General features: G+C 53.6%; 24 protein-coding genes. 6 read left to right on the top strand and 18 right to left on the bottom strand.

Annotated elements, in window-relative coordinates; genetic code table 11:
* Positions 1–475 precede the first annotated feature (475 nt).
* From ACODTZ_RS22885 to ACODTZ_RS22875, 3 genes are read right to left on the bottom strand one after another with little or no spacing between them, the layout of a single operon-like run.
* The gene (locus ACODTZ_RS22885; protein WP_489028323.1) at positions 476–1,429 is read right to left on the bottom strand and encodes a hypothetical protein; all 954 of its coding nucleotides are present in this window, start codon (positions 1,427–1,429) and stop codon (positions 476–478) included.
* Between the two features lie 22 nt (positions 1,430–1,451).
* Entirely contained in the window at positions 1,452–2,711 is a 1,260-nt protein-coding gene (locus tag ACODTZ_RS22880; RefSeq protein ID WP_489028321.1) for an MBL fold metallo-hydrolase, read from the bottom strand.
* On the bottom strand, positions 2,708–3,022 hold the full coding sequence (locus ACODTZ_RS22875) for a hypothetical protein (RefSeq protein ID WP_489028319.1): 315 nt from the start codon (positions 3,020–3,022) through the stop codon (positions 2,708–2,710). The genes ACODTZ_RS22880 and ACODTZ_RS22875 overlap by 4 nt, the downstream gene beginning before the upstream one ends.
* Before the next feature lie 526 nt (positions 3,023–3,548).
* Between ACODTZ_RS22875 and ACODTZ_RS22870 the strand changes: the two genes are divergently transcribed.
* Positions 3,549–3,965 (top strand): hypothetical protein, encoded by a 417-nt coding sequence (locus tag ACODTZ_RS22870; RefSeq protein WP_489028317.1) that lies wholly within the window; start codon positions 3,549–3,551, stop codon positions 3,963–3,965.
* Between the two features lie 795 nt (positions 3,966–4,760).
* Here ACODTZ_RS22870 and ACODTZ_RS22865 read toward each other — a convergent pair.
* The 5 genes from ACODTZ_RS22865 to ACODTZ_RS22845 form a co-directional block, all read right to left on the bottom strand.
* Positions 4,761–6,809: an AIPR family protein gene (locus ACODTZ_RS22865; protein WP_489028315.1), complete on the bottom strand. Its 2,049-nt coding sequence runs from the start codon at positions 6,807–6,809 to the stop codon at positions 4,761–4,763.
* Entirely contained in the window at positions 6,802–7,782 is a 981-nt protein-coding gene (locus ACODTZ_RS22860) for a PD-(D/E)XK motif protein (RefSeq protein ID WP_489028313.1), read from the bottom strand. The genes ACODTZ_RS22865 and ACODTZ_RS22860 overlap by 8 nt, the downstream gene beginning before the upstream one ends.
* Positions 7,772–10,522 carry a Z1 domain-containing protein gene (locus ACODTZ_RS22855; protein ID WP_489028311.1) on the bottom strand — a complete coding sequence of 917 codons (2,751 nt, stop codon included), beginning with the start codon at positions 10,520–10,522 and terminating at the stop codon, positions 7,772–7,774. Before ACODTZ_RS22855 ends, ACODTZ_RS22860 begins: the two co-directional genes overlap by 11 nt.
* Positions 10,522–11,994 carry an ATP-binding protein gene (locus ACODTZ_RS22850; protein ID WP_489028309.1) on the bottom strand — a complete coding sequence of 491 codons (1,473 nt, stop codon included), beginning with the start codon at positions 11,992–11,994 and terminating at the stop codon, positions 10,522–10,524. The genes ACODTZ_RS22855 and ACODTZ_RS22850 overlap by 1 nt, the downstream gene beginning before the upstream one ends.
* 376 nt (positions 11,995–12,370) lie before the next feature.
* Entirely contained in the window at positions 12,371–13,894 is a 1,524-nt protein-coding gene (locus tag ACODTZ_RS22845; RefSeq protein ID WP_489028307.1) for a DNA cytosine methyltransferase, read from the bottom strand.
* Between ACODTZ_RS22845 and ACODTZ_RS22840 the strand changes: the two genes are divergently transcribed.
* Positions 13,881–14,429 carry a very short patch repair endonuclease gene (locus ACODTZ_RS22840; RefSeq protein WP_489028305.1) on the top strand — a complete coding sequence of 183 codons (549 nt, stop codon included), beginning with the start codon at positions 13,881–13,883 and terminating at the stop codon, positions 14,427–14,429. The genes ACODTZ_RS22845 and ACODTZ_RS22840 overlap by 14 nt on opposite strands.
* 289 nt (positions 14,430–14,718) lie before the next feature.
* Here ACODTZ_RS22840 and ACODTZ_RS22835 read toward each other — a convergent pair whose 3' ends face one another.
* The 4 genes from ACODTZ_RS22835 to ACODTZ_RS22820 form a co-directional block, all read right to left on the bottom strand.
* Positions 14,719–16,614 (bottom strand): nuclease-related domain-containing DEAD/DEAH box helicase, encoded by a 1,896-nt coding sequence (locus tag ACODTZ_RS22835; protein WP_489028303.1) that lies wholly within the window; start codon positions 16,612–16,614, stop codon positions 14,719–14,721.
* Between the two features lie 53 nt (positions 16,615–16,667).
* Positions 16,668–17,090 (bottom strand): hypothetical protein, encoded by a 423-nt coding sequence (locus ACODTZ_RS22830; protein ID WP_489028301.1) that lies wholly within the window; start codon positions 17,088–17,090, stop codon positions 16,668–16,670.
* Positions 17,091–17,377: 287 nt separating this feature from the next.
* Positions 17,378–18,190, bottom strand: coding sequence for a hypothetical protein (locus tag ACODTZ_RS22825; protein ID WP_489028299.1), 813 nt, complete (start codon positions 18,188–18,190; stop codon positions 17,378–17,380).
* Between the two features lie 627 nt (positions 18,191–18,817).
* The gene (locus ACODTZ_RS22820; RefSeq protein ID WP_489028297.1) at positions 18,818–19,024 is read right to left on the bottom strand and encodes a hypothetical protein; all 207 of its coding nucleotides are present in this window, start codon (positions 19,022–19,024) and stop codon (positions 18,818–18,820) included.
* On the opposite strand from ACODTZ_RS22820, the gene ACODTZ_RS22815 reads away from it, so the two are divergent.
* Positions 19,024–19,260: a hypothetical protein gene (locus ACODTZ_RS22815; protein WP_489028295.1), complete on the top strand. Its 237-nt coding sequence runs from the start codon at positions 19,024–19,026 to the stop codon at positions 19,258–19,260. The genes ACODTZ_RS22820 and ACODTZ_RS22815 overlap by 1 nt on opposite strands.
* Before the next feature lie 587 nt (positions 19,261–19,847).
* Here ACODTZ_RS22815 and ACODTZ_RS22810 read toward each other — a convergent pair.
* Positions 19,848–20,444, bottom strand: a complete 597-nt coding sequence (locus ACODTZ_RS22810; protein ID WP_489028293.1) for a hypothetical protein — start codon at positions 20,442–20,444, stop codon at positions 19,848–19,850.
* Between the two features lie 244 nt (positions 20,445–20,688).
* On the opposite strand from ACODTZ_RS22810, the gene ACODTZ_RS22805 reads away from it, so the two are divergent.
* Complete coding sequence (locus ACODTZ_RS22805; RefSeq protein ID WP_489028291.1) at positions 20,689–21,261, top strand: hypothetical protein; 573 nt, start codon at positions 20,689–20,691, stop codon at positions 21,259–21,261.
* On the opposite strand, the gene ACODTZ_RS22800 is transcribed toward ACODTZ_RS22805, so the two are convergent.
* From ACODTZ_RS22800 to ACODTZ_RS22780, 5 genes are all read right to left on the bottom strand, one after another.
* The gene (locus ACODTZ_RS22800; protein WP_489028289.1) at positions 21,258–21,590 is read right to left on the bottom strand and encodes a hypothetical protein; all 333 of its coding nucleotides are present in this window, start codon (positions 21,588–21,590) and stop codon (positions 21,258–21,260) included. The genes ACODTZ_RS22805 and ACODTZ_RS22800 overlap by 4 nt on opposite strands.
* Positions 21,590–21,901, bottom strand: a complete 312-nt coding sequence (locus ACODTZ_RS22795) for a hypothetical protein (RefSeq protein WP_489028287.1) — start codon at positions 21,899–21,901, stop codon at positions 21,590–21,592. The genes ACODTZ_RS22800 and ACODTZ_RS22795 overlap by 1 nt, the downstream gene beginning before the upstream one ends.
* 812 nt (positions 21,902–22,713) lie before the next feature.
* Positions 22,714–23,109 carry a Uma2 family endonuclease gene (locus tag ACODTZ_RS22790; protein WP_489028285.1) on the bottom strand — a complete coding sequence of 132 codons (396 nt, stop codon included), beginning with the start codon at positions 23,107–23,109 and terminating at the stop codon, positions 22,714–22,716.
* Positions 23,106–23,375, bottom strand: coding sequence for a hypothetical protein (locus ACODTZ_RS22785; RefSeq protein ID WP_489028283.1), 270 nt, complete (start codon positions 23,373–23,375; stop codon positions 23,106–23,108). Before ACODTZ_RS22785 ends, ACODTZ_RS22790 begins: the two co-directional genes overlap by 4 nt.
* Positions 23,365–23,541: a hypothetical protein gene (locus tag ACODTZ_RS22780; protein ID WP_489028281.1), complete on the bottom strand. Its 177-nt coding sequence runs from the start codon at positions 23,539–23,541 to the stop codon at positions 23,365–23,367. Before ACODTZ_RS22780 ends, ACODTZ_RS22785 begins: the two co-directional genes overlap by 11 nt.
* A gap of 53 nt (positions 23,542–23,594) precedes the next feature.
* On the opposite strand from ACODTZ_RS22780, the gene ACODTZ_RS22775 reads away from it, so the two are divergent.
* Together ACODTZ_RS22775 and ligD are read left to right on the top strand one after the other, a co-directional pair.
* Entirely contained in the window at positions 23,595–23,984 is a 390-nt protein-coding gene (locus ACODTZ_RS22775) for a hypothetical protein (RefSeq protein ID WP_489028279.1), read from the top strand.
* 299 nt (positions 23,985–24,283) lie between these two features.
* Positions 24,284–25,342 (top strand): non-homologous end-joining DNA ligase, encoded by a 1,059-nt coding sequence (gene ligD / locus ACODTZ_RS22770; protein ID WP_489028277.1) that lies wholly within the window; start codon positions 24,284–24,286, stop codon positions 25,340–25,342.
* The last annotated feature ends 169 nt before the right edge of the window (positions 25,343–25,511 follow it).

Here is a 25,511-nt window from a genome sequence, read left to right as displayed (position 1 = left end):
GGCGAGATTGGCGAAACCGTAACCTGACACCTATTTTCGAAGGTCCTCGGGGTGATCATACCCGACCCATATTTTCCCATCCTTCTCACCATTCCAGGGATCACCGAAGGCCTTTGAAGCGGGAATGTCTTCCTCCCGCTTCAAAGCGTTTCTGACGGCATGGCGTTCCTGATGATGTGCCAGGGTCTTGCTCGACCTGTCACTGTCGGCACAGACCCCAACATAAGGCAGCTTCTTCCGTGATCTTGCCATGCCAACCTCAGTCAGTATGTGTGCTTCTCAAACATATATCGACCACGGTCGTCATATGTGTAGATGTTCGCTCCACGCCGGATACTTACTGATGATCCGGTGAAGCCTACCAAGCCATCCTTGGGACCGTTGCCCGCTGGCTTCTCAAAGATCGAGCGACCCCGTTCGTCGTAGACATAGACGTAGTGGCCTTTTTGAACCGCGTTTGAAATCGCCATCAAGCTTACTCGCGGCTCTTGTCCGCTGAACCCAGCCAATCACTGGCTTTACCGACAGCCCTGAGGCGTTCGCTTCCAATGACGACTTCGATCTCCTGCTTTCGAACCTTCCAGCGCCCGTTCTTCTGGTCGTTGTCGAATCCGAAAACGAAAAGGGACGGTTCCTTTATGATCCGCAGAGGTCGACGTTCACTGGCAACATCTTCAAGCATGCGGACCTGAGATGCTGCCGCCCCTACGAACCCGAGACTTTCTCTCAATCCATGAAGGTCGAGATGGAACTGGCAGACGTTGCGGTACGCTTCATTCAGAACAGTCTCTCTCATTTCCAGCTGCTTGGCGTAGGCAGTCAGCTGGTTGAAAATGTTGTCGTTGAACACGTCCTTATTGCTGTAGTCTTTAGCCTCCCAGAAAACGAGATCGTAGCCGTCAACGGCCGGTGTTAGTCGAACCATGTCGACACGATCCTGGGTGCGTTGCTTCTCCTGAGAGCTGTGCTCCGCAATGTCGTTGCTGCGAGTAAAGGCGATCTCGACGTCAATGATGGACGGATCGCGTTTGATGGCCTTGTAGATGCCTTGGCTCTCCGCTCCAGCATAAACTTTGGCTGCAGACTTGATCTGTCCGAGCGAAACACCGTCACGATAGACATCGTGCAGATGAGCATGCTTGTAGGCGAAAGTGCCGTCCTGCATTTTGATGTAGGGAACAGGTCCATCGAGGACCAGATACTTCACGTGCGTGTAGGTCGCGATCTTGTCGGTGCTAAACTCCATGGAATAGATGACTTGTCCGCGAAAATAGACGTCTACACGCCCATCTCTAAGGGCAAAGAGCAGATCGGGGTCTGCTAGAGCTTCGCGAAGCCACGCTCCTTCTGGGCGTGCTGCGGTTGCCTTGAAAAGCTCCATCTGCTTCTCGCTGATGTGCCTCGTGAACGGTCTGATTGTAGCGTCCATTGTAACTCCCTCTCTCAATGAATTATGCGTTGAACCACTCGCCGTCGCTGGAGCGAACGACGTTGGCAAACAGGCCGTCAAACTGTTCCGGATGGAACGTGTGGATCGGTACAAGCTTCTTGGGGCTCACAGCCTCCGAGAAGCGCTTCAGGTCGTGCGGATCGGCGTGACCGGACGTATGGATGGTCTCGAAGCGGATCGAGGATGTGGCACAGGCTTCGACGAACTTGGTCCCAGCCTCGTCTTTCAAATAACCGTCCCACTGCGACCAGACAGCGGTAGCTCTGTCGAGCGCCCCTGCACGTTCCAGATCACGCAGCATCCAAGGTCGGATGATCATCACGCTTCGAGGTGCCTCGCCCGGCAGCGCCTCGGGGAAGACCCGCCGTCCTTTATAGGCATCGACCAGCGAAGCGATGTTCTTCTCTTTAAGGAAGCGGCGCTGTGCCTGCGGGATGTAGACTTTGACGTCGCTCCACTCCTCAGTTGGCTTAGGGATCGACTTCGTGTCGGTAGCCTTCAGGACCTCAGCTGCATAGGCATCGACCAATAACTGTCGGCCGGACCGCTTTGCGGCTCTGTAAACGCTAACCACCCTGTCGATGTTCTGGGCGGAGCATGCCACCAGAACCATGCCGCCGGTGGTCTTCATGACGTCGAGGAGACGGTTTTCGATGTCAGTCTCGGTTTCGAAACGCTCCTCAGCCTGCAGGCGACCGAGGCTTGATCCTTCCATGAGGAGGACGTCTATGTTGCTGGGTGGTGACTTGATGAAGCGCTCGAAGAGGGCGGCCTTGCGACCATGTCCACGGATATCGCCCGAGTAGTAGACCCGCTTGCCACCAGCCTCGATGAGAAACCCGTAGGCATCGAACCCCGAGTGATCCATCAAATAGGGCGTGATCTTGAACGGCCCCAATTCGAACTGCTGTCCATCCGAGTAGGTCATGGAAGTCACTGGAGCATACCCGCCAGGAATAAACGGAGCCGCAGCCGTCATGATGGACAGCGTCTTACGGCCGAGATGTACGTTGATGGCCGGAGACAGCTTGGGGAGCAGTCCCCAGTGATCGCGATGCCCGTGGCTCAGCAAGAAACCAACCAGCGAGCCGTCATCGCCATGGATGGAAGGAATGTCTGGAAGGTCGGTTGTCTCCAGTTCCGCGTCCAGAGGTAGCCCCAAGTCCACCACGATACGCTTTCCAGCATACTGCAGCTCGACACAGCTGCCGCCGATCTGGTTAGTCCCTCTATGGATGCAGATTTGCAACCCATCGCTCATGCACGTCCCCCTCTGCTGAAGAATGATGGAAGCTGGTTCGTCCGGTAATGACTGTCGCGAATGAGGTGCACCGTCTCCCGCTGCAGGTTCCAGCGCTCAATGATCACGGAATGAAGATTGCAGTCGAAGATCGAGGGATCGGCCAAGAGCAGGAATGCGCCGTCGTCCTCTCGCCAGTTAACGCGCCCCCTTGGGAAGTGCTCGTAACCGAATGGCCGTAGGACGCGGTTCACCTTCTGCGCCTTCGGCCAGGTGTCGACGTGTCCTTCTTCGATTGTCTTGAATCCACCAATGGTCTCGACGCGCCCCATCTCGTGCGCCAAGCAGACAAGTTGGTGACTTTTGCCGGTCGGAACGAACCAAAAGATGCCGATTTTGGATGGTGGATTTTCGCAAGATGCTTTCATGGGTACATATACGTGCGAGATCGCGATTATGTAACACCAAAATCCAATTCAGATGCAGCGTTGCTTTTTTACAACTCATGGACGGTTAGATGTGCAGATCATCGACGCTCGCTAATCCGGTGCAGCACGACATGAATGCGGCAACAATTGCGGTTAGATGCAGCTTCTCATCGATCTCCGTCGGGGGTGACAGTTTGCAACGCTTCGTAAATAGTATATAAAAGTATGCATAAAAGTATGTTGACTTTCGGAACTTTTGTGACTACCTTCTGGTTGTCATAAACAAACAACGAAAGGTTTTGAGATGACAAGTACCGATACAAGATGCGTTGCCGTTTTCACTGCGCGTAGTCCCGCCCGCGTTGTCCGCGAAGGCGGTTCCCAAGCGTGGGTTTTGGACGCTAACCGAGTTAGGAAAACGCCCTATTTGGTGTGCGTCCAGAACCTACATAACGATGATCGCGACTTCTCAGATGCAACTGAGCCTCATGGCTCGGTTTTTCTAGTCGGCAAGGTCAGCGACGTCGTTCCGTCTGACGATGGCGATGGCGAACGCTGGAAGATCGAGATCAGCGAATTTGCGCGGGTCGAGGACCCAACCAATGTCTGGCTGGCTTGGCGAAATCCGGTTAAATACGGAACCCTAGAGACGTTCGGGATCGACACCGCGCATCTGAATTGGGAGGCCATGCCTGAGCGTCAGGAGAACGCAGACATCGCGCCATCATCAACCAAAATGTCGAATTCGGATGATGTGGGGCCTCTTTCGATAGCGAAAGCCAAGGTCGGGCTTGCGGCGTTTTACGGTGTTCCGCAAGACGCAATCGAAATCGTCATCAGAGGATGATTATCCGCTAGGAGCGTGTCGCGGCCTGATCAATCGCGACCGCTCTGCCAATCTATATCAGGCTAGTCGAGCCTTCTGCATTCATACTGCCAAGCTTCGCGGTCCATCCTCCCAAAATTTTGGTAACGGCCCGTTTCGCGGACGGCGATCCGGACCTTGGCAAAATCCACGTCTATCATCTGCACTGGCTCGCTGAATCTATTGTTGGTGAACCCGGTGATTGCGGCGACGGCACGTGGATCACCTTTCGACTCCCAGATGATCCTCCAATCGCCCACAACGATGGGGACCGCTGGCTTTCGATCTCCTTTGCCTCAATCTCAAGACTGGTGCGAATAAGGCCCGCGCAAGAAACCGCGCTCACCTTAATAACATAGACGTTCTCGCGCATCTGGCCGCGCGATAGTTCGGTGAACCGCTGGCACTCCATCGACTTGGTGGCAGCGAACGCGCTGGAAAAGCTGAAAGATGTCAGCAAGGCAGCGAACATCATGGCGGAGGGCATCATGCCGACGGCTCCACGGTAACGGATCGCAGGGTTATCAGCCCGCCGAAATGCTTTTAAAAAATGACCTCTCCAACGAGGAGATCGGCAGCCGTATCAATGCTCACGTGAACCCGTTCACGCAGGTCATTCAAGCGATAGACAATCGATAAGTCCCCCTCACGTGTTTTCTCAGCGCAATCCGATACCGACAGATCACCATACTTGGTGAACCTGACACTTCCCGCACTGTTTAATCGCCCAATACCCAGCGCCGCCTTCTCGCGCTCATATCGGAAGCAGATGCAAGATTATGCCCTTAAAGTAATCGACAATAGCAGTTCCGCTTGACGCTCCGTCGGAATCTTCTTGGGAATTTGCGCCGCTATTCTAAGGGCATCGACTTCCTTGGGGCTGAAGATTTTGGAGGCGTTCGGTTTAGAAAGGATCGCCTTCCAGTAACCTCCCCCTAAACTCAGAACCTTTTCAATACCCTCAATACCAACCTCGAACTTCTGCGCTCGCTTCGCCTCCTTAAGGTCGCTTTCCCTCACATTCTTTTCAACAAGGTCTTGGAAGAATTCGGCACTAAGCATTTGTATCGCTTGATCTCTACCGGCCAGCAACGAGGCCCAGCACGCATCCCGCTTTGCCCATTCCGAAATGTTCGATATACCGGCTGGAGGAACGGTAATGCAGATATTCACAAAGCGAGCGACAATGCCAATAGCTTCGCGAAGTGTATGATTCACTTTCTGATTTCGCCAAATGGCTTCGAAGTCGACGACCTTATCCCGGCTTTCAGCAATGCTGCCGATCATTGCAATTGTATAAGCAACGATGTTGGCCCGGTAGCCGCCATTGTACCAAGGGGCCTCTGAAACCACCTTCTCCGTCGCCTTGAAAACGATCCCTCTTGCCACAGCTTGCCTAAAGTATGCTTCATTGAACTTACTGGGACTAGCCTTCCACTCGCCGCTTATTCGTTTGGCGTATTGTGCGAAATTCTTTTGAGCACCGAGGTTGACCCACTTCGGATGTTCATCCCACGTGTTGTCAAACTTGGCCAGATCGGTCTTCGTGAACATTTGATCTTTTGGAAACTCGGCAGCAAACCTCTTCTTTTCTCCCGCTGACTGTTTCGATTGCGCATCAGCGTATTGGCCCCGAGCCCTTTCATAGAACCACTTCGTTTCGCGTTGCGCTCCTTGGACGGCGGGAGCCCATATCCGGCGTGAAAACTTCTCCATCTGAATATGAAAAGGATGATTGGCGAAGAAATCTGCAGCGTTAACCCGGTTCTGGGTGTTGGCATATTCCGATATCTTAGGAACTACCGTTTCTGACAATCCTGGGTCGACGATGGAAAGCTTCATTTGCACGAAGACGTTGTCCAAACCCGCCTTGTCTTTTCTCCTCGTGTGGAAAAGCGAGGCGGTTGTCTGTCCGCCGTTGACGATTTGAAGGTCGTCGATCCGGGTGATGAATTCGCCGGAACTGGTGACGTCGACTGCTACATCGGTTGCGGTCGCGGTAATACCGTTGTTGTACGCGAAGAACATCTCGGGCGTATCGAGAATGGTTTCTCGAATACCTTTGTTAACTGCAGCGCGAGCCTGTAGGAAGGAGCGAACGTTTTGCTCTAACAGACGCGAGCTGTAGCGTTCGTACAAATCCGCAACCAGATTCCCCGGCATCACCAGTAGATATGATCGGTAGTCTTCAGCGTTGAGATGCGCTGGCAGGCATTGAATGCCCTTTCCCCACACCTCGTTGAAGTCGATTATGATCGGTTCTTTTGCTCCCCTCGACGTACGCAAACGATGGAGCCGTGATATGTCCCAGATATGGAAAGCAACAGGGATTTCTCCGAACCTGTCGTCGATCTGCACATTCTTAAATCCTTCCGACAAGCGCCTCTCGGAAATAAGGTAGAGATTGATTCTCGAATAGAATTTGCTGTGTTCGTATATTTCTCTCGCCAGACCATAGACGGCGGAGGTTTCCTCGAGTTTCTCGTAGAATTTTCCCGTTGAACACGCCGTATAAAATTTCGATATCCGTTTTACAAACGCCTCTACATCGGCCTTACCAAGCGTTTCGAGTTCGCCCCTCCCACGAAAGTCCGCAATGAATAGGTCGATACCGGCATCATCGTTTTTCCAGAACCCATCGACCCGGATACCGGTCGGCGCGTTTTCGTAGTAGCAGAAGGTCAAATCTTCAATCTGACCCGCCTCGCTCAACTCCCGCTGAAACGATGCCAAGAACTCCGCGAGGCTGAAATTGCTGTTGGCAGCAGCTCCCGCAAGGAACTCCTGCCGGAAGTCATTGTAGAACTCTGCAAGTTCGTCAGCCATTTTCGCTTTTTGTCCATAAATTCAACAATGGGATGCGAGACCTGCTGGCCTCTGCGAGGTCAACGCGATACTTGACGTTGGATAGTCCGGCCATCAACTTGCTGGCACATATCGAAGGGAAACTATCGTCAACTTGAAATGTATGGATTTTTCCGACTTGGTAAGCAGGGAAATCGTATTCGGGACGGGTGATAAAACCTGCGATAAGCAGGCGATCCTCAAACAGCTTTCCGTCCTCGGCTCCCAAGCGTCCGAGGGTCTTTGCAACCAGTTGATTCAGGGAGGTTGCAGGATTCTTATCCTCCTCTTCCCTCAGCTCGATTGCGATCAAGCAAAGCGATTTGGATGCAACGTCCAACTGATATTCCGACGATATGAGGACCGCATCCCCGTACCTTCCGCCGACCGCTTTTACTTCGATGTAGCCGTCGGCAAAATGAAAGTCCTGCGGACGTCCGAGCGGCCCCTCCCAGGCGGCAACCACCTCGCTCGCAGATCGGCCGTAGGAGTCGATCAGGAGATTGATCACAATCAACTCGGCGTGCAAGCCTCTGGCTTCTTCAGGAGTGAGCACGTCCCTCCTTGCCGCCGCTAGAAAACTTTGCCAACGCTCGACATGCGTGACTACCGAAGCCAAAGCCTGCGCCTCGGTTTCTACTGCCTCCGCAACGGAAATGAGGATCAGACACAAAGAGTGAAAGATATCGGCGTCGGGAGTAAGGAGTGTAACCTTCAATCCCTCAAATTTCCCATTGTCGACCACCACAAACTCGATGCCCAGCCCGGCTACACTTGGCCGTCTTTTTTCATTGGCAATAAGATGCTCAGTAGTGGTCAGTTGGAAAAGCAACACCGGTCGGCCCAGATGGTCTTTGCCCCACCAGAACACATGTTTTGAATCTGTGTGGTGCCGCTTCCAAAGATAGCCAGAAACTGGAGTACTGATACTGCTCCAAGGAAGTTCAATAGTCATCGAAATCCTCGTCCGCATCCGGCAGCTCAAGAAAATCGCCTTTGAGCTGATCAAGCATCACTTTATTCAAGACGTAATCGATTTGATCGAAATCTCCTGTTACAGGAAAGCTCACACCGATTGCTGGTGCGTTAACAAGCAACTCTTTCGGGGTTTCCTCAGAGCCATCGCGCTTATCGTAAAGATCGATGAGGTGAAGCATCAGCAGGGGCCTACCACGAACGGTCACGTCGCGAAAATCGAGATCAGTCGCTCCGTTTTTTCGCTTCTCCTTGTCCGCAAGTTCTTCGGCGACCTCGATCTCCTCCTTAGTCAAACCGACGCGCTCATCTCGTGTTCCCGCGACTCGCTGCTTACCGGTTACGAAGAAGCCTGGCCCATGATCAGATTGCATAAGGTGATTTGCATCGCGCCTTCCAGCGGAACGTTCCTGAGCAACCATCTTGAAATCGTTGATTTCAAGCGGCACGCCCCGATCTTTGATTGTCATAAAAGCAACGTCCCACACAGGGAAACGGTCGCGTATACGGTTGAGGTAGCGCCTCACCAAATCCTTGTGGGTCGCATGATGAGCGTGCCACTTGAACTGTTCCAAGAATTCGTCAACGACATCAGCTTCAACCGCTCGCCACACGCGGCAGTCCCGCTTGTCATGAGCCTTCTCGAAGCGCCTGGACGCAAATTCCGGTGCACTGAGTGTCTTATACAGTTCGGCAAAAGTTGATCGGTTGCTTTCGTGCATCGAGGTGTCATCGGAAAGTACGAAAGTTTCCCTGAGCATCCCATCGTAGCTGATCTGCAGCGTTCGCTGCTCAGCATGCCGCATCTTGTTCAACGCCGTCACTAACAAAGCGTCGGGATGGGACTGAACCAAAAGACCGAAATCCTTAGGGGTTTTACCATACTGGCGCATCTGTTTGACGCGATCTCTAAGCTCTTCAGTCGCGTTCGCAATGTGCTGATACCAGCCTATTGATTCAGGGCTCAGATAGACTCTGCATAAATCCTCGTAGCCCGGACGGTATCCGAACCATCGTCCCATCTGCAGGAGGGTGTCATACATTTGCGTATTGCGATACATGTAGCTTACCGTGAGCCCCTCGACGGTCAGACCGCGCGACAGGCTCAGACCTCCGATGGCGACGGCAGTCAAGGCCTCGCCTTTTTTCTCGTAGCTCGCGTAGTCCAACGCCTCGTCAGACTTGCTGCTATTGACCACGAAAAGGCGGACAGAGCCTACCGCTGCATCCAGCTGCTGAACGACATCACTCCATTCTTCTTCAACATCGGAGTATTCCTCGTTGAAAATGTCATGGATTTTCCGCATGTACTTGTTTTTAAGGCCCCGCTCGCCGGGCAGTGCATAGTTTGCCCGGATCGCTTCCCGGACTAACTTGAGGTAATCGTTCAGCAGAACTCTCACCGTCTTTTGCAACGCGACAAGTCTTGATACGTTGACAAGCATCGAGCAATGCTTATGCGACTGACCTCTAATATTACGTATTGCTCGCGCGAGTATGAAAGTCAGGAACGCTTCCTTCAATGACCCTGGAAGCTCGGATATATTAGTATTTTTATTTTGCTTCAGAGGAAGTATGTCACCGGCGTCAAGTATTTCCCTCAGGTGCTTTTCGCCGTTCGGTTCGTCAAGAAAAATTTTCTCAGCACCGAAATAAGTGGTTGGCGCGTCGAGGCAGTAAATAAAGTCACTTGGAAACAAATCCTCCAAGGTTTTCTCATCCCCATAAGAGTCCGGGTTTATAAAAATGTTTGCGAATGGAGTTGCCGTATAGCCAACATAGCTATTCTTAGTAAAAAGATCGAGTATTTCTCTGATTAGCTTGTTGGTTTTTGTAGGGTCTACATCTTCTTTGTTGGTGTTTACTGACGCGTTGTCTGCCTCGTCATCGATAAAAAGCATCGGGGCGTCAGCGATTTTATCCTGACCAACAGATAGATTGAAATCACGCAACCACGTCTTTATCTGACTAAGTGTACTGACATTCTTTTTGATAACCACAACAACAGGCTTTCGCCAGTCTGTCAGGCTGCTACGCATCTTGCTCGCATCGTCCTTTTTGAAGTCCTGAAGGAGCGTCGTCAGAGCTACGGGCTGCGGATGGCCTGGGTACAATCCGACACCAACCAGTTCCTTGTTTTGCGGGTCGCTTGATCGTCCCACAAAACCCTCGTCTACGCGCTCCTGCGTCTGCCGTCGAAGATTGTTATGGATTCCTGCAACAATCACGATGAACTTGTATCCTGCGTCAGCAGCACGGGCGACTAGACCGAGGTAGTTAGCAGTTTTACCCGACTGGACGTGGCCAATCACGAGTCCACGCCTGCTCCACTGCCCTTCGCCCTGAGGGTCTTGCAATAATCCTAGTATCTTTTCTGTTACGATTTCAAGATTTCCGACGACAGTAGAGTTCCAGCCCTCCTCGCGGAGAAACTTCGAATAGTTTGTCGTGTAAGTGAGGTCGATCTCACGCTTTGTCGTCCAATCAGGGTCGTGGTCTGCTGCATCGTCCACGAGTGAGTGACCGATGCCCATTCTCACTTGGATACCCGGCAGTGCCTCGTTCACGACTTGATCGATGTTTCCGCTGAACCCAAGGATCGGCGCAAGGCTCTTTGCTTTTTCACTGACCTCGTCGAGCGAAGGTGGGGATAATTGATCCTCACTGAAGTACCTGATCAAAGTCGATACTAGGTTGTCGAAACCAGGGGCCTTGGCCATCAGAACTCCTTATCAATATATGCCGTCAGTAAACGCTCTGACCCTTCGACGACGCGCGTCGACTTAACGATCCGCCTGAAATGATCAGCGCTCATCGTACGTGATGGATCGAGGACATCTCTCAGTTGTGAGATTTTCCCTCTGATCGCCTCGGCACTTTCCGGATCGACTTCGTCCAAGTCCTTTGGAGATATCGAATAATCGGAATAAATGGCTTCCACGGGGATAGAGGAGCCTATTGCCTGAAGTAGCGTCTGTAGATTTTTGCTTTGTTGAGCCGACAGGCTTTCTGCGAACGATTGTACCAGTGGGTGGTCGGCAGAAGGGCGATAGGAAATCGCTCCATTGACAGGGTAACGCGACCACATGGGCATTACGTCCGATTCGAACAGTTTCCTTCCACGCCCGGAATGTACGCGCGAACTCTGATAAGCGATCCGTCCGATGATTTGCTTGAGCTTCTCTCGGACCTCGTGCGGAGGTTGGGCGCGAGCTTTCTTTATGTCGATTGTCCATAGCTCGTCTAACTCGGCCGGGAAATCGATCTGAACACGGGCTAGCTTGGTACTCTCTCCTTTTGGAATAAGACGAAACCAGTCGCCCCACGCCATCAATCGGCCGCTGCGATATACATACGCGCCTTGGTTTGAAAGGAAATCACTCCTCCCGCGATAGAAGTCGAATTCGTTCCTAGATAACTTGCTGTGATGCGGCAGAATGTATGCCTGCAACTGAACAAGCGAACCATTGATGTCCACTGTTTCAGGCGGCTGTGGGCTAGTTGCTTTGTTGCCTCGGCAAAATGGGTCAAAGGGCAAAACTCTATGCCCGTTTATTCTTATCGCCAACTTTTTGCGTTTGGGAACCTCACCGGACAGAAAGCGATGAAAGACTAAAGATAGGTGGTGGCCAAGCAGCGCAAGCTTTTCGCTGACTATGGCGGATTGAGTGGCCTCGGTTTGCTGTTCCGTTAGCCGGTCCAGACCTTCCCAAAGCACAAGCGTTCCATGCGGGCCCAAATGGTCTGTGTATTCTACTTTTTGACAATCTCTTTTATCGAGAACCGATATTGTCCACGCATCATCCGCTAGCTTGTCCAAATCCCATGTTGCGCCTGCGACCTTCTCATCCTGAGCGGACACGACTGTCAGTCGCCTGCATTGAGAAAAAGACGCGGTCTTAAGTCCCAAACCGAAGCGACCTAAGTCACCGGCTTTGCGACCGGCTCTTGGGTTCTTCGAGCCGTACCGCATTGCCTCGACCAGCGTGGACCTGCTCATCCCATCGCCATTGTCAACGATTGCCAAAGTGGGATTGTCGTCATCAGGTTCACACCAGATATCAACCTTGGTGGCGTTTGCAGCGATACTGTTGTCGATGATGTCCGCCACAGCAGTGTCGATTGTGTAACCCAAGTCTCGAAGTGATTCAGATAATGCGGCAGCCCTTGGTGGTAGGTCTAATTCTCTCATGCTCTCCGAGCCCAGACTGAAGGCAGCACTTCTATTTCGTCATCAACCTGATGTCGTGATTCGATTCTCTATGCTGATGGGGATACTTTCCGAATTGCGTAAACATTGTCTACTCGGAATCGCGCAACTTTACGTAAGCTTCTAAATTTACTTTGCTCCGATCATTTCAACGCTGAGCTTTGGAAATCGGATACATTTAAGAGCAAAACAAGCGGGAAGCATACCCAGCGTGAAATCAGCATCATGGAAACATGCGCCTTCATTCCGCGCCTAGTCCAACGGCCCGTCAAGGTGTCTTGGCCGCCACCATTTTGAGGAGGCTGGTCGAAAGCGGCTTCATGGACGAGTGAGTGTCAGCCGACTACACCGTCGCAAACTAGAGATTATCAAAAACGGGAAGGATCGCCTCGGCTATCTGCAGGGCAAGATATGGCGGTACTGCATTGCCCACTTGAGTGTATTGTTCGGTTCTGTTGCCCATGAAACGGTAGTTGTCAGGAAATGTTTGCAGACGAGCAGCCTCGCGAACTGTCAACGAGCGACACTGGTTGGCATCGGGATGAATGAAGTAGTGACCGTCCTTGGCAATATGACTTGTAATCGTTGTTGAAGGGAAATCGCTACGCTGAACCCGGAAGCGGTCTGCGAATTTACCACTCTGCCAATTCGCGTGGGCAGGAGCTATCTCATCCGGAAACTGGCTTGCCTTCGGACTTACGCCTTCGGCGGCAGCAAAGCATGCCGCGTACATATAGCGAACCAAGTCGCTCGGCATGTGACCGCGTGAGTCATGGTTCGAAAGTGCATGAAGTCGTTCGTCGTCAAGAAATTTCTTCAACGCCGTTGGTAGACTGGCAGCGAGAGCGTTCCGCGCACGCGACTGGCGTGGAAGCATGGCAAGCTTTTCGACCTGTGCCGCCACGTCCGCGATTAAGCTAAGGTAGGCCCCAGAATTTTTCCCGACATATGAGGCAGAGATGGAGTTTAAGAGAGCTGCGGCATTCTCGACAGCTTCCCGCAGCGTTTCTGGGCTATCGGCTCTGCTCAATCCCGGTCGCAAAGGAGACAAAGACCCAATTGCGTCCTCCACGGTCACACCACGGTTATGCTTTCTAAGTCTGGGCCGCTTGTGGGTGGGTAGGCGGTTCGCAACGTCTTCCCTTATTCCACAAATGATTACACGATGTCGTGCCTGAGGCACTCCAAAGTCTTCCGCCTTGATCAGGAAGCGTCTAGGATTTTCTGGATCGACCCCATCATCCGCCAGGCCGAAAAGCCGATATCCGGGGCCTGCTTGCTCAAGATCAGCTACCACCTGGCCAAAGATTGCGCGTCCTTCGACCGTTGAGGAGAGTATTCCTTTGACATTCTCCATTAAAAAGACGGCTGGGGACAGCTCATTCAAGACGCGACAGTATTCTCTGTACAGAAAATGTCGGTGATCTTCTGATGCGATGTAGGACTTGGTGCCCGAATTTCGTGCTCTCCCGACCAGCGAGTAAGCTTGGCAAGGGGGCCCGCCGATCAGCAGCGTCCGTCCCGCAGAAACCTCTTTGACGTTACTGATGGCAGTGGACAGGGTAGCGGTGGTTGCTTGCTCACCCAATTCAGCACAAACTGCCTCGGCCTCCGCCGCCCGCCACTGCTCGGAGTAAAGCTCTGACCAAACCGGCTCGTTCCGGCTTCCTTCTATCCATGCATAGTATTCCGCTGGGAACGTCTCGAATTGCCTGAGAAACGCTCTGAGTCGCAGCGTGCGATGTGCCGCCTTATCCTTTTCGACTGAAATACTTATTTTGTAAGGATGATCAGTCGATGCTTCGTGTTTGCATGCCGAAAAGCCCTCGCTGAGCCCTCCTGGTCCAGAAAAAAGATCGACGATTTTGATGGTTTCATTCATGACAGGGCTCCGGGCGATCTCTTTTCCAGGTAATCGGCAGGAGTGCAAGTCAAAAGATATGGATATTGTCGACAAGCTCACCCGGTCGCGGATGATGAGTGGCATTCGAGGCACAAACACTGCTCCGGAACGTGCATTAAGGAGTGCACTGCACGGGTTAGGCTTAAGGTTCCGGCTCCATGGTAAACTGCTACCCGGAAAGCCTGATATCGTCTCTCGGCGTTATGGCGCTTTGATTTACGTCCATGGTTGTTTCTGGCACCGCCACCCCGGTTGCCGTTTCGCTACCACACCAAAGACGCGAGAAGAATTCTGGAGACTTAAGTTCGAAGGAAATGTGCGGCGCGACGCGAAAGTTCGCGACGACGCTCTGGGGCTGGGTTGGCGCGTTGCGACGGTCTGGGAGTGCTCTCTTCGAAAACCGGCTCAAATTGAGATTACGGCCTCTGTTGTTATGGAGTGGCTAAAAGCCGGAGGTCAGGCTCTGGAGATAGGCGCGCCAATATCTAGCTCGATTGAATGCTTGCCTTCGTGACGCCATTTACAAGAAGCAAGGTCCTGTCGGACCGAGAGTTTTGGAAAAACTCGCCTTCGCTGCTCATACCTACGCCCGTTAAACGGCCACATATTGCCATTTTAGACTGTCCGGGCGAACGTTGTTCACGGCCTCACTTCTCTGGATAGATTACGGCAGTTCACGCTTAAGGTAGATGTGAGAAGGTCTACTACCGGCCTTCTGTGAGGCGCTTGTCCAAGGCGATCACACATTTGATGACAGGATAGCGTGGGTAGCGGAACACCGGTTCCGGTACAGGCTGGTCAACTCAATGCTCGTCTCCCCAAGTGGCACCGTAGGCGGCAAGTTCTGGAGCTGAGCATACGACAGTTAGATGGCTGCCGGTCGGACTACGCTTCAATCGGGTGAGAGCCGCGTAGATCGCGGCCATTGCTTCCGGCCCAACCGCTCGTCGAATGTACATAACCATAAGTGGCGTCTCCCAGCCCTTAAAGCTATGAAACGTAGTCGCCTTAATCCTAGAATCGCCAAGAAAGAAGGCCATCTTTAGTCGATTTTGCTCACGTTTGTCCCTTTCAAAAGTGTGCGCAGCATTTACCCCATATGTTGCCAGTTCCACGACAACCTGTTTACCGAAATCAATGTCGTTTGCGAGAAATGTGATATCAGCATTCGCTTTTCCCGTTCCCGCTCCCGTCTTTCGCATCATTGCCAAGACGGCGTTTACGCAATGGCGTGCCGCTTCATGGTCTTGGCACTGAACCCAATGTAAGTGCGCAGGAAATAAGTCGAGTGCCTCCTGATCGTGCTCTGGAATGTCGCTGGTTTCGTCCGGAAGAAAACGCCGCGCAAACTCAGAAGCCATACGCAAAGCCTCTGAAGGTAGTCGATATCCAATTCGGAGGTGCGCCCATCGACCTCCAAGGAATCCCGCACCTCTCATCGCTTCGTCCGTCCAGTTACGGGCAGTCCCATATATGTCCTGCGTCGTATCCGCGACTAGCAGTAACTCGCCGCCAGGTTTGCAAATTCCTCGCAAAGCGTTCCACCATAATGGGAGGTAATCTTGCCCTTCGTCGACGAAAACAGCATCATACTTTGCGGTGTTTTCGGACAACGCGGCCCGACGAGCAAGTTCGGGCAGCTCCACATTCATGATCTGTGGCAAGATTGGACGCAGAAGGTTCGCTTCCTCTCGTGGGTCCAAATTCAAATCCATTATTTTGGCAACGGGTTGCATAATCTCCGCATAGGAATCTTCTAACCCAGCTTCTAAACATACTTGCTTACACCACTCATGGAAGTGAGCGTACGTGACGCGGCTCGACCATCCCGGCGATGTCGCCGCCCTAGCAACTAAATCACGCAGATAATGCCAGAGCGTCATATTGAAGGTGACGACGAACACCGTTTTTCCTTCGCCAGCCAACTTCGCCGCACGAGCAGCTAAAACAAGCGATTTTCCAGACCCTGCTGCCCCCTTAATGCGACGGTAGCCGGAATCTGTCCGCGATTCGGCCAGCGCACGCTGGTCCTTATCGAGGGTTAAAGGACGCCTTTGCGCAATAGCGAAATCAGGTTCAACCAACCAACCGCGAAAGTCGTCCGCCAAGGCTGGGGTCATAAGGTTATGGCGATCTTTCTTTAATATAGGAAGCATCAGTGAAAGACCTTCTATTGAAAGCTCAGCTTTGCCAGCAACTGGCCAATACTCGCTGGCTTTCTCTTTCTCCGTGTCGCTTTTGAGAAACGGCTGCTGCAACGACAGTAAACGCTCTCGTCGGGCAAAGGGAAAAACGACGCTACCTACAACAGCTGCGTAACCGTATTTTTTCCGAAGGCGAGGACAGTATATGTTATATATTGCCTCTTTATACCGCTTTATCTTGGTAAAAGGATTGTCGACTTTGAAACTTTGATTGCCATTTTGAGCGCAAAGTTCAAACCTACCGCTGCGGCGCTCATCGACATAGTAATTCATAGCATCCAAGTTCCAGTCTTTGACCTCTATCACGCAGATTCCAACTGTTGGATTGAGCAGCACAAAGTCTGGTCGCAGCCCATTAAGGTGCGGTTGGATGTAAATTTCCCACTCGGGATCAAGCCCTGTGTCAAAGAGTTCGAACAACTTGCGCTCGCCTTCGGTCAATGGCTGCCGAAGTTTCGAATGATCGCTTTTGGGCGGATGTACTACTCGCAACATCAGTTAGGGACCTCAGGTGGCAGATTACTGCGTGAAATGGGCCGCAAGGAAAATCACCTTGGCTGATGTATTGCAACTTTCCATGCAATGAGACCCTCCTCTGTCAATCTGATCTCATCGTCGGATATCTTCCTTCCCGGCGGCTTTGCAATAATAAAGCCCCTGAGAGCAAGTTTTTTAACCGTTTCGGAGTCGCACCACCTGATTAATGACGAATAAGCAATCTGTCCGACACCGACTTCCGCTAACGTCCTCAAGGTGAACGCCTCTCTGTAGTCCAGTGGCGGCCAGATCGGCTCAAACGGCTCGATGTTTAACCCCAGTCCGCCCAGTGGTGCTTGAAAGCCGCTGCAAGTGGACGCTGGCCTTACGCGCGTAACCGCTCCATCGCATTCCAGCTCAATTATTACGTTGTACTCACGGGCAACTTGCGCCATCGCGGAGAGATCGGCCGGATTTTTTCGCTGGCTCTTCAACGGATTTGACGTCCATTCTTAAAGCACGGCATGTCCCGCCAATGCTGTTTTACTGCGTTATCGGTAGATGGTTCGCCACCTTCTTGATTTTCGTCTACCACCGACATGAAGCTCTGGAGGACGACCCGTTCGCGGAGCATCACCTTCGGCCCAAGACCCTGGCCAGCGCGGCGGAAAAACCGGCCGTTCACTTGACCCAAGCGATGGCCTTTTTCCCACAAATTGCTGATCTTTGGGTCTCAACTTTGCTGATTTCAGCATCGCAAGTGCCATAATTGAAAAGGCTATCACCATGAAGCTCCTGAGGGGACACGTAACGATACTTTCCTTCTAAACTCGATATCAATTCCCGCGAATGGCACGGGGTCTTTGCCCGCCTTTTTTACGACGAAGGTCTCTGCACCACCACTGTCGGGGGAGTTTAAGTGAATCAAAACATCGCCGTCGATATACTTCCTTACTTCCTTCTCCATTGTGCAAATATCGAGCATCGTCGCGGCCACGCCACGGTGGATGTTCTTTAAAACTTCGGGCGACAGCGGCTCATGTCCAGGGAGGTGTGCCCTCGCCGTTGCGAAGTCGGCGACCATCCAGATGAGATGAATACGGTCGCTCGCATAACCCAAAGTCCGCGCGATGCGAGCCCAGGTTTCCAATTGTCGGAGGTGTTGAAGGGTAACATCAAACATCAGGTTAGTTTTTTGATCCGGAGGTGACGCGACCACGCCGGTCAGGAGGGCTCGCGTTCGCTCGTCGTCAATCCCGATATGAGCAGCGGTGATCTTCATGAGCTTCGAACGCCGTTTCGGATCGCCGTAATTCGTGGGTAGCTGTTCAGCGTCGCTACCAAACTCGTCCCGTAGCTTTTTCGCGATTACCATCGTCTGCATCGCGGCTGTTTTCAGCGCGTCGATGTCGAAGAAATGAGGGAGCTGGCCATCGTTCGCAAAAGCCAGGCCGCTGCCAATCCCGCTCACGATGATTGACACGGTCCCAAGGACTGCAGCGGAATCTCCGTGCATCTTGAGAAGCCTTTGAGCAAGAGCGACACGTTGCTCCACTGAGATTTCCTTGTCCGGCGACAACAGCGTATTCTCCAATTCAACCCCCTTCCACCTACCCGGGCAAACGGACATTTCTCCAAGTCTCTACAGCGGAAGCCGTTGCTTGGATTTCCCATTATGGGCACTGGACTTACCCGGTAACACGAAGTCCAATCCTCGTACATAGATGCTCTCAACGCTCATAATTGTGAGAGATGGGTTGCGTACCCGTTCAGGCCGGGGACCTGGAAACTCCTCCTCAGCTTCAAGCGCAGCCCTCGCTCGCTGCCCTGTCAGCGTTGGCAGCGTTTCGACATCAACGGCGTGTGGGCCGGGCTTGGATTGTCGGCGACCGACGGATATCCACCTCCACGATTGAAACGCTGGAACAGAAGGAAATTGTTCGCGAGGTCGCGTTCAACGGGGTGCGAACGTTGGTCTTGACGGACGAGGCAAGAAAGCACTGACCCAAGCTCGCTAAAAATTCTTGGCTCTATCGCCTTGTTCTGAACGGCATTGCCGCCCCGGATCACCGGTCCCTCATTACTCCCCGCAATGGAAATCCAGTGTCCAATAATGAATGTTATCGGACAGTAGGCCTCTTCACCCTCCATAAGTTAGTTTTGAAACTAAGTCGTCTTAGGTTCAAGGTACCTCCTTCGCGGCGAGCGATGTCTGAAATCGTTAACAACTTTTGATCCTTAGCGAAGCAGGGTTGGTGCGTAACCGACCGCCGTCGAAGCCAGCAATGACGTCCTCAACGACGCCGAGGTCCAGCAGACGAAGTCGATCAAGCTGCAGACTGCTGTCGGGAAAGCCCGCCCCGCCGACGATGTCGAGCTGCCGAAGCCGCTGGCTGACGCCTTCCTCCAGCGTTTTGGAGGTCGACAATGATGGCTCGGATCGCCACTGTCGCCAGTATCATCTTCATCGTTGCCCTGATCGTCTCCTGCGCTCAGACGATCCCACCAGCGTTGCTCGTCTGCAAGGAAGAGCCGGTCTACAGCGGCCGGACGAACGTCAGCGCGGCCGACCTGCTGGAGTTCACGGATCGGGTGGCCGTTGCCAGTGCTGACTGCCGAGCGCGGTTGAAGGCGGTGAAGAAGATCGTGGATGGGAATGACTAAGATAGCCCGGTGCCTTAGCCTTGTTAAGATTCCAGCTTTTTTGCGTTGAGCCTCTCCAGAGACGCGATGATATCTCTTGCATCAGCCGAAGTTAAGCGGCTACCAAGGGTAACATCGTAGTACCACTGTTCGAGCAGTCGCGGGTCCTGCATGAAGAGCAAATCAACAAGCTCTCGAATCTGCGCTTCGGACGCTCCCAACCACGCGGACCGAGCATGGTCTATCCTGCACGTTGCTGCCTCGGAAAATTCCGCGATCATCTGTTCCTTTGTAGTCTTTAAAACCATTGCACACCTATCACTTACGTTTACATACAGCTCCGAGATGATCGGAGCCTCACCCAAATAACTCACATTTTTCGGCGTTCAAGGAACGGCCAGTTTCAGTCCTGAAACTGGCATTGGTAGCGGACGCCGGACGGGAGTAGCCGCAACCTGAGAAGCTGCCTCGACCTTGGTTTCAGCGGCCTCCCTCAGCTTCTGTGGGGATACCAGTGAGTAAAGCTTTCCGTTCCTTGAGCACATCGACAGTTCGCTTTTGAACCTGTGCTCTACGAGCTGGCCGTAAGTGGACGAATTTCTTCTCGTTCATGCTGCTTCTCCCGTGGAGTTACGGACCCAAGTCTCTAGCTGGTGCAACCGGAACTCATCCGGTGTTGACAGCCAATCGACATCTTCAAGCTGATAGTCGACGAGGCAATGCTCATCGAATTCGAAGACTGCACAGATCATACGGTTGCCGATGATGCCATCTCGAACCAGACGCCGGAGCCTGGATCGCCGACCCGCTGCCGCCGTGAAGTGCTTCCTTTGCCAAGCACCCAAGGACGTCGCACTCCAGAATGAACCCTCGACGTCGGCAAGGAAGCTGGCCTGGCCCATGGTCTGGGTCTCGAATAGCTGATCACCGTTATCGTCGTACACGATGAAGCGAGCGGCTGACGTCGACCGCGACTTGCGCTTCATCCATTCGACGGCAACGCGCATGTAGTCATCTGCGCTGATAGTGCGATCCTCCCTCGTCGAGCAGTAAGCTTCCACCGTGCGGGGCTGCTTGCACAGGAATTCGGCCAGCCCCTCGACCTGCCTACGAAATTTTCCTGGCTTGCTGCTGCCTCGTTCAGTGTCGAACATCGGGAGAAATTCCCGTACTCGGAAGGGCATTTCGTTTTTCTTCATTTTCATATTAGCGTTCCCTTATGCTTGGAAGACAACGTCGTCTTCAGAGACAAGGGTTTGCTCAGAATTTGTCGGCCACAAGAGATTTGTGGGACGTTTTCAACGGGTTGCTGGAACAGCCCTCATGTTTGCTGGCCACGTCAACAGAATAAACTTTCGCAATTTGTGGGCCGTCGGCGGAAGTTGTCGCAAGCACCGCCGAAACGCATGGTGATGCTCTCAACAAAAACGAAGTACCGGGAGCTTCACCATGATCAGAGCGTTAATAAACGCCGTAGTTATCGCAAATCAAATGGCAATCGAGGTCTTTAACGCCATGGCTAACGCGGCCGTCAGTTGCCTGGCTGCAATCGAGGAGATGCTCCGCCGTCTTTTTGGCGGCGGAGGCCCGGCACCAGCCGAGCCAGTGAAGAACCTCGAAGCCGCTCTGCCAGATGAAAGCCGGATCGACGAGGCTCGTGATCTTGAAAAAGGCAAAGCCGCTGCGGCCGATGTCATCCTGAAGCAGTCGCCTTCGCTTCAGGTGAAAATGTTTGCGTCGATGAATGATGATGATCGCCTACAAGCGGACCTTACCCTGCTTACGCCGGAGCAGACAACGTGGCTGCTAGACATGAACGACGCCCAGCTCAAAGCAATTGCCGATGCCTCAGACCGTCGTGTCGCAGCGGCATTGAATGGTGAACACAACGCAATCACGGCGATCCGAAGCGTCGGCCAACCGGAGCCCGATGATGCAACCGACCTCGCTCATCGCATCGCAGCAAAAAGGGCAGCCACTTTCGCAACCGCCCCCATCACAACATCTGCCTACATGCACTAATGTACCGTATCCGCCGTCGGCTTCTTTCGGCGGATACCCAATTTCAGCGCCCGCGCATGACGCAGCATCCGGATGCATGCTTCCATATAGCCGGGCTCTTCACGGAGCCAGTCGCCCCAGTAGTGCCAGGCCATTGTCTCAAGGAACTCCTGCTCCTCCACGTTATCGTCCGCGTAGCCCCACACATGAGCTTCCGCTTCCCGCTGGGCTTCGTCATCGAGTACCTCTCGATGAAGAGCGGCGGCGGACCGTAGACCGGTAGCTATCATAACTTCCTTCACCGACAGCTCACCGGCCATCCATTTGTCGAGAGCTTCCTGAATGTCCATTATGCGGCACTCCGGCGGCGGGCAGCAGCAAGATACGTCGCGCTGGCAGCACGGAGACGCGCGTTTTCTGCTTTCAAAGCTTCGATCTCGGAAGCTTGCTCGGTCGCGAGATCACAAAGCGACTGAGCGCGATTGATCGCGACGCCGAGCTGATGGCGGAGGACGTTGCTGTTGTTGCTCTCGCGAGCCGCACGCATCGCCTGGAGACCGGACACGTGAGCGTTCACCGCACCGGCCGCCAGCACGCCGAAAATTGCTGCGGTCTGGCCAGCTGCAACGCCTGCTGGGTTCTTAGAGGTATACATAGACATGACCGGCTCCTTCTCAGATTTCGTGCGCCCATGATCGGATCGAGCGCGTAAACAACCTATTAATTTGACAGTTAAAAACAATATGCAAATGTCGAATCTTCAAGATAAAATGCAATGATTTCAGTATTTTGTGACAAATCAGGGGCAGATTTCAAATTTTGCCCCTGATTTGTCACAAGTGAACTTTGAGGGTATACTTTATAAAGCATAAGGCGGCGCACCTATACCGCTAACGGTATGCTTTCAGCGCTTCATTTTCCCCATTGTAAACCTGTTACCATCGCGATTTTGGCATTTCGTGCAGCGGAGTTTCGCCGCCAGCGGAGCAATAGCTGCCTGCTTGCCGAAGCGTCGACTAAGCTCCCATCGATCCAGCCAAGCCCTGTGCTGACACGAGGAACAGCGGGCACCCAAGACGAACCATTGCTCAAGCTTCGCGAACGTTACCTGTTCTAGGGAAGAGGCCGACACTACCGCCTGGTCGGCCTTAGTTAAGAGGGATCGGCGGGTCCGGAGCCCTTTCGCAGGACATGCGATGCCGTCCGTTTAGGTGGACTAGGACTTTGCCGGGCCGGGCGCGGACTGCCGCGTGATAACCGGCCACCGACACGCTGAATTCGGTCGCCCTGCTGATCGTCTCCAGAAGCTCGCCGCCGCTCTCAGGTTCATCCGACCAGACTTGGATTTGGTATGAATGATCGGATGGCCTATCGCCGCGAACGCTGCCCTCGCCTACGGTGTAGCCAGTGTCCGAACGAATGAGATCGATTCCTTTTCGGTGCCTCATGAACATACCCTCGCGGAATATGTTCCTATTTCGTTCTCATTTCCAGCAATGTCAACACCTGATCAGCATCGTCCCCGATCCTCATCGAGAGATATCGAATGTTGGGAAGGTCGGACCAATCGCGACGACGGTCGACGTCGATGATCGCGACAGGCTTGGCGGGCAGCGTTGCATTCGGATCGAAAGGACCGCGATCAACCACGACTGCCGGATATCGGATGTCACTACCGCACCGAACACGAATGTTGGACAGAACCCGAAGCCCGGTCCCTCGTACGGCGGGTCGCAGAATCGTCACGATATCGCTGATCAACAGCGAGCGAGCCTGGGTCGATGGCTCGACCGGCATCGGCTGGCCTTCGATGAATTCGTAGCGTTCGGGCTGATCGGCTTCCCAGGGAAGGAACTCTTCGACCGTCATTTGCGTCTTTCAGCGCTCTCGAATTCGACCCGAGCTAGCTGAAGCTCTTCGAAAAATTTGATCTCGTCCGGATGTACCGTCTTCAGGAACGAGGCTTGCTCAGCGGGCGAGCTGTCAAGGAATCTCTCATACAGGTCCAAATCACGAAGTCTGAAACCAGGTCCCACCGGCATATGCGTGATCCGAAGGCCAGCATTGACGTCGGCATGATACTGCTCGAAGTCTTCGTTGATCTGAATGAGAAGACGCTCTTGCTCAGGTGTCACGGAGCACCTCTTCAATGCGGCCATCTCGATACTCGCGGACGATCTTGTCTCCGATCATGTAGACGCCAGGCAGCCCAGCGGCATGCGCTTTCGCAATCTCCTCGCGACCCATCTCTCTGATCGCTGGCATCGTGTGTTTGATGAGCTTGCTGATCAGTACGGTCATTGGCGAAATCCTTTCCGGTTGCATCATGCTTCCTTTCACCTCAGAGTTCAATGATGCTCTGGTTCTCAACAATCTCAAAGTCCGGTTTCCGCTCGATCATCGGTAACGACGACATCCGTTCCACTGGCAAATGGCTGGTGCCACTCGCAGTGCCGGATACCGCCGGACTGTGGGCGGAGATCGAAGACGCGGCTCTCGAAGGCAAGCTCCTTGCTGCGAAGAAATCTACGAGCGAACTCGTCAGGTTGATCGGCCATAACCTCGCTTGCGTTTACTGCTCGTCATCGGACGAAGCGACCGTCGTCGGAACCCTGCGGACCCTCCGCGAGATCGGGATCGACGGCGAGCTGCAATACAAATCAGATCGGGCAACAGCCGAGGGCAGAGATGAGTACCTCTATTCCTCTCTGGATTTCGAAAGCCCGGGCTTAAAACCACTTTGAGATTTCGGCCGATGGACGAATGATATCTTCATAGGTGTGATGGGCTTTTAGCTCAGACGGTGAGAGCGGCTCCTGAGAGGGAGAGGGTCGGCGGTCGATACCAACATTGCTCATCACACTTCCCTTATGCGGACCGTAGCTCAGTCTGGTAGAGCGCAGGCCTTGTGGCCTGGACATAGCGGCAAACGGCGTGACTGCCCGGAAGCTGCAAGGGATCGACTAGTCACCGATCCGTGCGCGGGTTCAATTCCCGCCGCCGCATCAATCTCATTTTAAGAAGATGCTGATGAACTCGAAGGATGGCCAAGCGTCCGAGTAAGCCACCGTCGAAGCCCCTTCTCCGCGAAGTCGAGCCGCCGCTCAAGGGTGGCCGTCATCGCTCGCGCGATCCGCAGCAGCCGAACCTACCCTTTGACAAGATGCCCTATCGCGTCGAGCCCTGCCTGGCGCTCTTGAAGCCGAAGCCTCCAGCCGGACCAGACTGGACGTTCGAAATCAAATGGGATGGCTACCGGCTGCAGCTCAACAAGAGCGGCGACGATATCACCATCATCACCCGAGGTGGTCACGACTGGACTGACCGGTTTCCTTCAATCGTCGAAGCTGCCCGGACACTGCCGGTTGGCACCGCGATCCTCGACGGTGAAGCCGTCGTCCTCGACGACATGGGTCGGTCAGATTTCGGTGCCCTCCAGCAGGCGCTTGGTGGCCGCTCCGGCAAGCGGCATGCTTCGGAAGCAATCCTCTATGCATTCGACGTCATGTACCTCGACGGCCACGACCTGCAGGGTATGGAGCAGGACGCCCGTCGTCACCTCCTCGAAGGGCTGGTTCCGGCAGACGCTGACGGCGGCATCCGGCTGTCCCAGGAAATCGAAGGCGACGGTCCGGCGATCTTCGCGGCGGCTTGTGAGCACGGTCTCGAAGGCATCATCGCGAAGCACAAAGACGAGCCCTACCGAAGCGGACGCGGGGGCGAATGGGTCAAGGTCAAGTGCATACAGTCTGAGACGTTCGCGATCCTGGGATATGAGCATTCGATGTCGGCCAGAGCCGGGATCGGAGCGTTGCTCCTGGGCGCAATGCAGAACGGCAAGCTGGTCTATGTCGGATCGGTCGGCACCGGCTTCAGCGAGAGGAATGCCTGGCTGGTGCGAGAACAGCTCGACAAGCTCGTCAGCAAGAGGCCGCCGGTTGCTTATGACGGCAAGCGGAAGAGCGTAGTTTGGGTCCGGCCGAAGCTGCTGGCGGAGATCGAATATCGCGCTTGGACGGGTGACGGGAAGCTAAGGCATGCGTCGTATAAGGGGCTGCGCGATCCGAAAGATGAAGCTGCGATATACGAGATCGACGACTGAAGGTTGCAGCAAGGCTTGCAGCTATCGCGTAGGTGCTTCGATAAAACCAGGCGGGCTCTTGACCATTGTCCCGGTGTTTATCCCGGTGGTGTTTTTTAGGACATATTAGCGGAAAAGAAAAAACCCCGCCGGAGCGGGGTTTTCGGCTGGTCGGAGTGAGAGGATTCGA

It is taken from the genome of Rhizobium sp. FG113, from assembly GCF_057809895.1.
The sequence above is the reverse complement of the archived record's forward strand: the minus strand, read 5'-3'. Positions and strand labels throughout refer to the sequence as shown.

What these genes read in the sequence shown, in the direction of transcription:
- ACODTZ_RS22885 (WP_489028323.1), bottom strand. Translation starts at nt 1,429, where the DNA reads ATGGACGCTACAATCAGACCGTTCACGAGGCACATCAGCGAGAAGCAG.
- ACODTZ_RS22880 (WP_489028321.1), bottom strand. Translation starts at nt 2,711, where the DNA reads ATGAGCGATGGGTTGCAAATCTGCATCCATAGAGGGACTAACCAGATC.
- ACODTZ_RS22875 (WP_489028319.1), bottom strand. Translation starts at nt 3,022, where the DNA reads ATGGGGCGCGTCGAGACCATTGGTGGATTCAAGACAATCGAAGAAGGA.
- ACODTZ_RS22865 (WP_489028315.1), bottom strand. Translation starts at nt 6,809, where the DNA reads ATGGCTGACGAACTTGCAGAGTTCTACAATGACTTCCGGCAGGAGTTC.
- ACODTZ_RS22860 (WP_489028313.1), bottom strand. Translation starts at nt 7,782, where the DNA reads ATGACTATTGAACTTCCTTGGAGCAGTATCAGTACTCCAGTTTCTGGC.
- ACODTZ_RS22855 (WP_489028311.1), bottom strand. Translation starts at nt 10,522, where the DNA reads ATGGCCAAGGCCCCTGGTTTCGACAACCTAGTATCGACTTTGATCAGG.
- ACODTZ_RS22850 (WP_489028309.1), bottom strand. Translation starts at nt 11,994, where the DNA reads ATGAGAGAATTAGACCTACCACCAAGGGCTGCCGCATTATCTGAATCA.
- ACODTZ_RS22840 (WP_489028305.1), top strand. Translation starts at nt 13,881, where the DNA reads ATGGTTTCATTCATGACAGGGCTCCGGGCGATCTCTTTTCCAGGTAAT.
- ACODTZ_RS22845 (WP_489028307.1), bottom strand. Translation starts at nt 13,894, where the DNA reads ATGAATGAAACCATCAAAATCGTCGATCTTTTTTCTGGACCAGGAGGG.
- ACODTZ_RS22835 (WP_489028303.1), bottom strand. Translation starts at nt 16,614, where the DNA reads ATGTTGCGAGTAGTACATCCGCCCAAAAGCGATCATTCGAAACTTCGG.
- ACODTZ_RS22815 (WP_489028295.1), top strand. Translation starts at nt 19,024, where the DNA reads ATGATGGCTCGGATCGCCACTGTCGCCAGTATCATCTTCATCGTTGCC.
- ACODTZ_RS22810 (WP_489028293.1), bottom strand. Translation starts at nt 20,444, where the DNA reads ATGAAAATGAAGAAAAACGAAATGCCCTTCCGAGTACGGGAATTTCTC.
- ACODTZ_RS22805 (WP_489028291.1), top strand. Translation starts at nt 20,689, where the DNA reads ATGATCAGAGCGTTAATAAACGCCGTAGTTATCGCAAATCAAATGGCA.
- ACODTZ_RS22800 (WP_489028289.1), bottom strand. Translation starts at nt 21,590, where the DNA reads ATGGACATTCAGGAAGCTCTCGACAAATGGATGGCCGGTGAGCTGTCG.
- ACODTZ_RS22795 (WP_489028287.1), bottom strand. Translation starts at nt 21,901, where the DNA reads ATGTCTATGTATACCTCTAAGAACCCAGCAGGCGTTGCAGCTGGCCAG.
- ACODTZ_RS22790 (WP_489028285.1), bottom strand. Translation starts at nt 23,109, where the DNA reads ATGACGGTCGAAGAGTTCCTTCCCTGGGAAGCCGATCAGCCCGAACGC.
- ACODTZ_RS22780 (WP_489028281.1), bottom strand. Translation starts at nt 23,541, where the DNA reads ATGACCGTACTGATCAGCAAGCTCATCAAACACACGATGCCAGCGATC.
- ACODTZ_RS22775 (WP_489028279.1), top strand. Translation starts at nt 23,595, where the DNA reads ATGCTCTGGTTCTCAACAATCTCAAAGTCCGGTTTCCGCTCGATCATC.
- ligD (WP_489028277.1), top strand. Translation starts at nt 24,284, where the DNA reads ATGGCCAAGCGTCCGAGTAAGCCACCGTCGAAGCCCCTTCTCCGCGAA.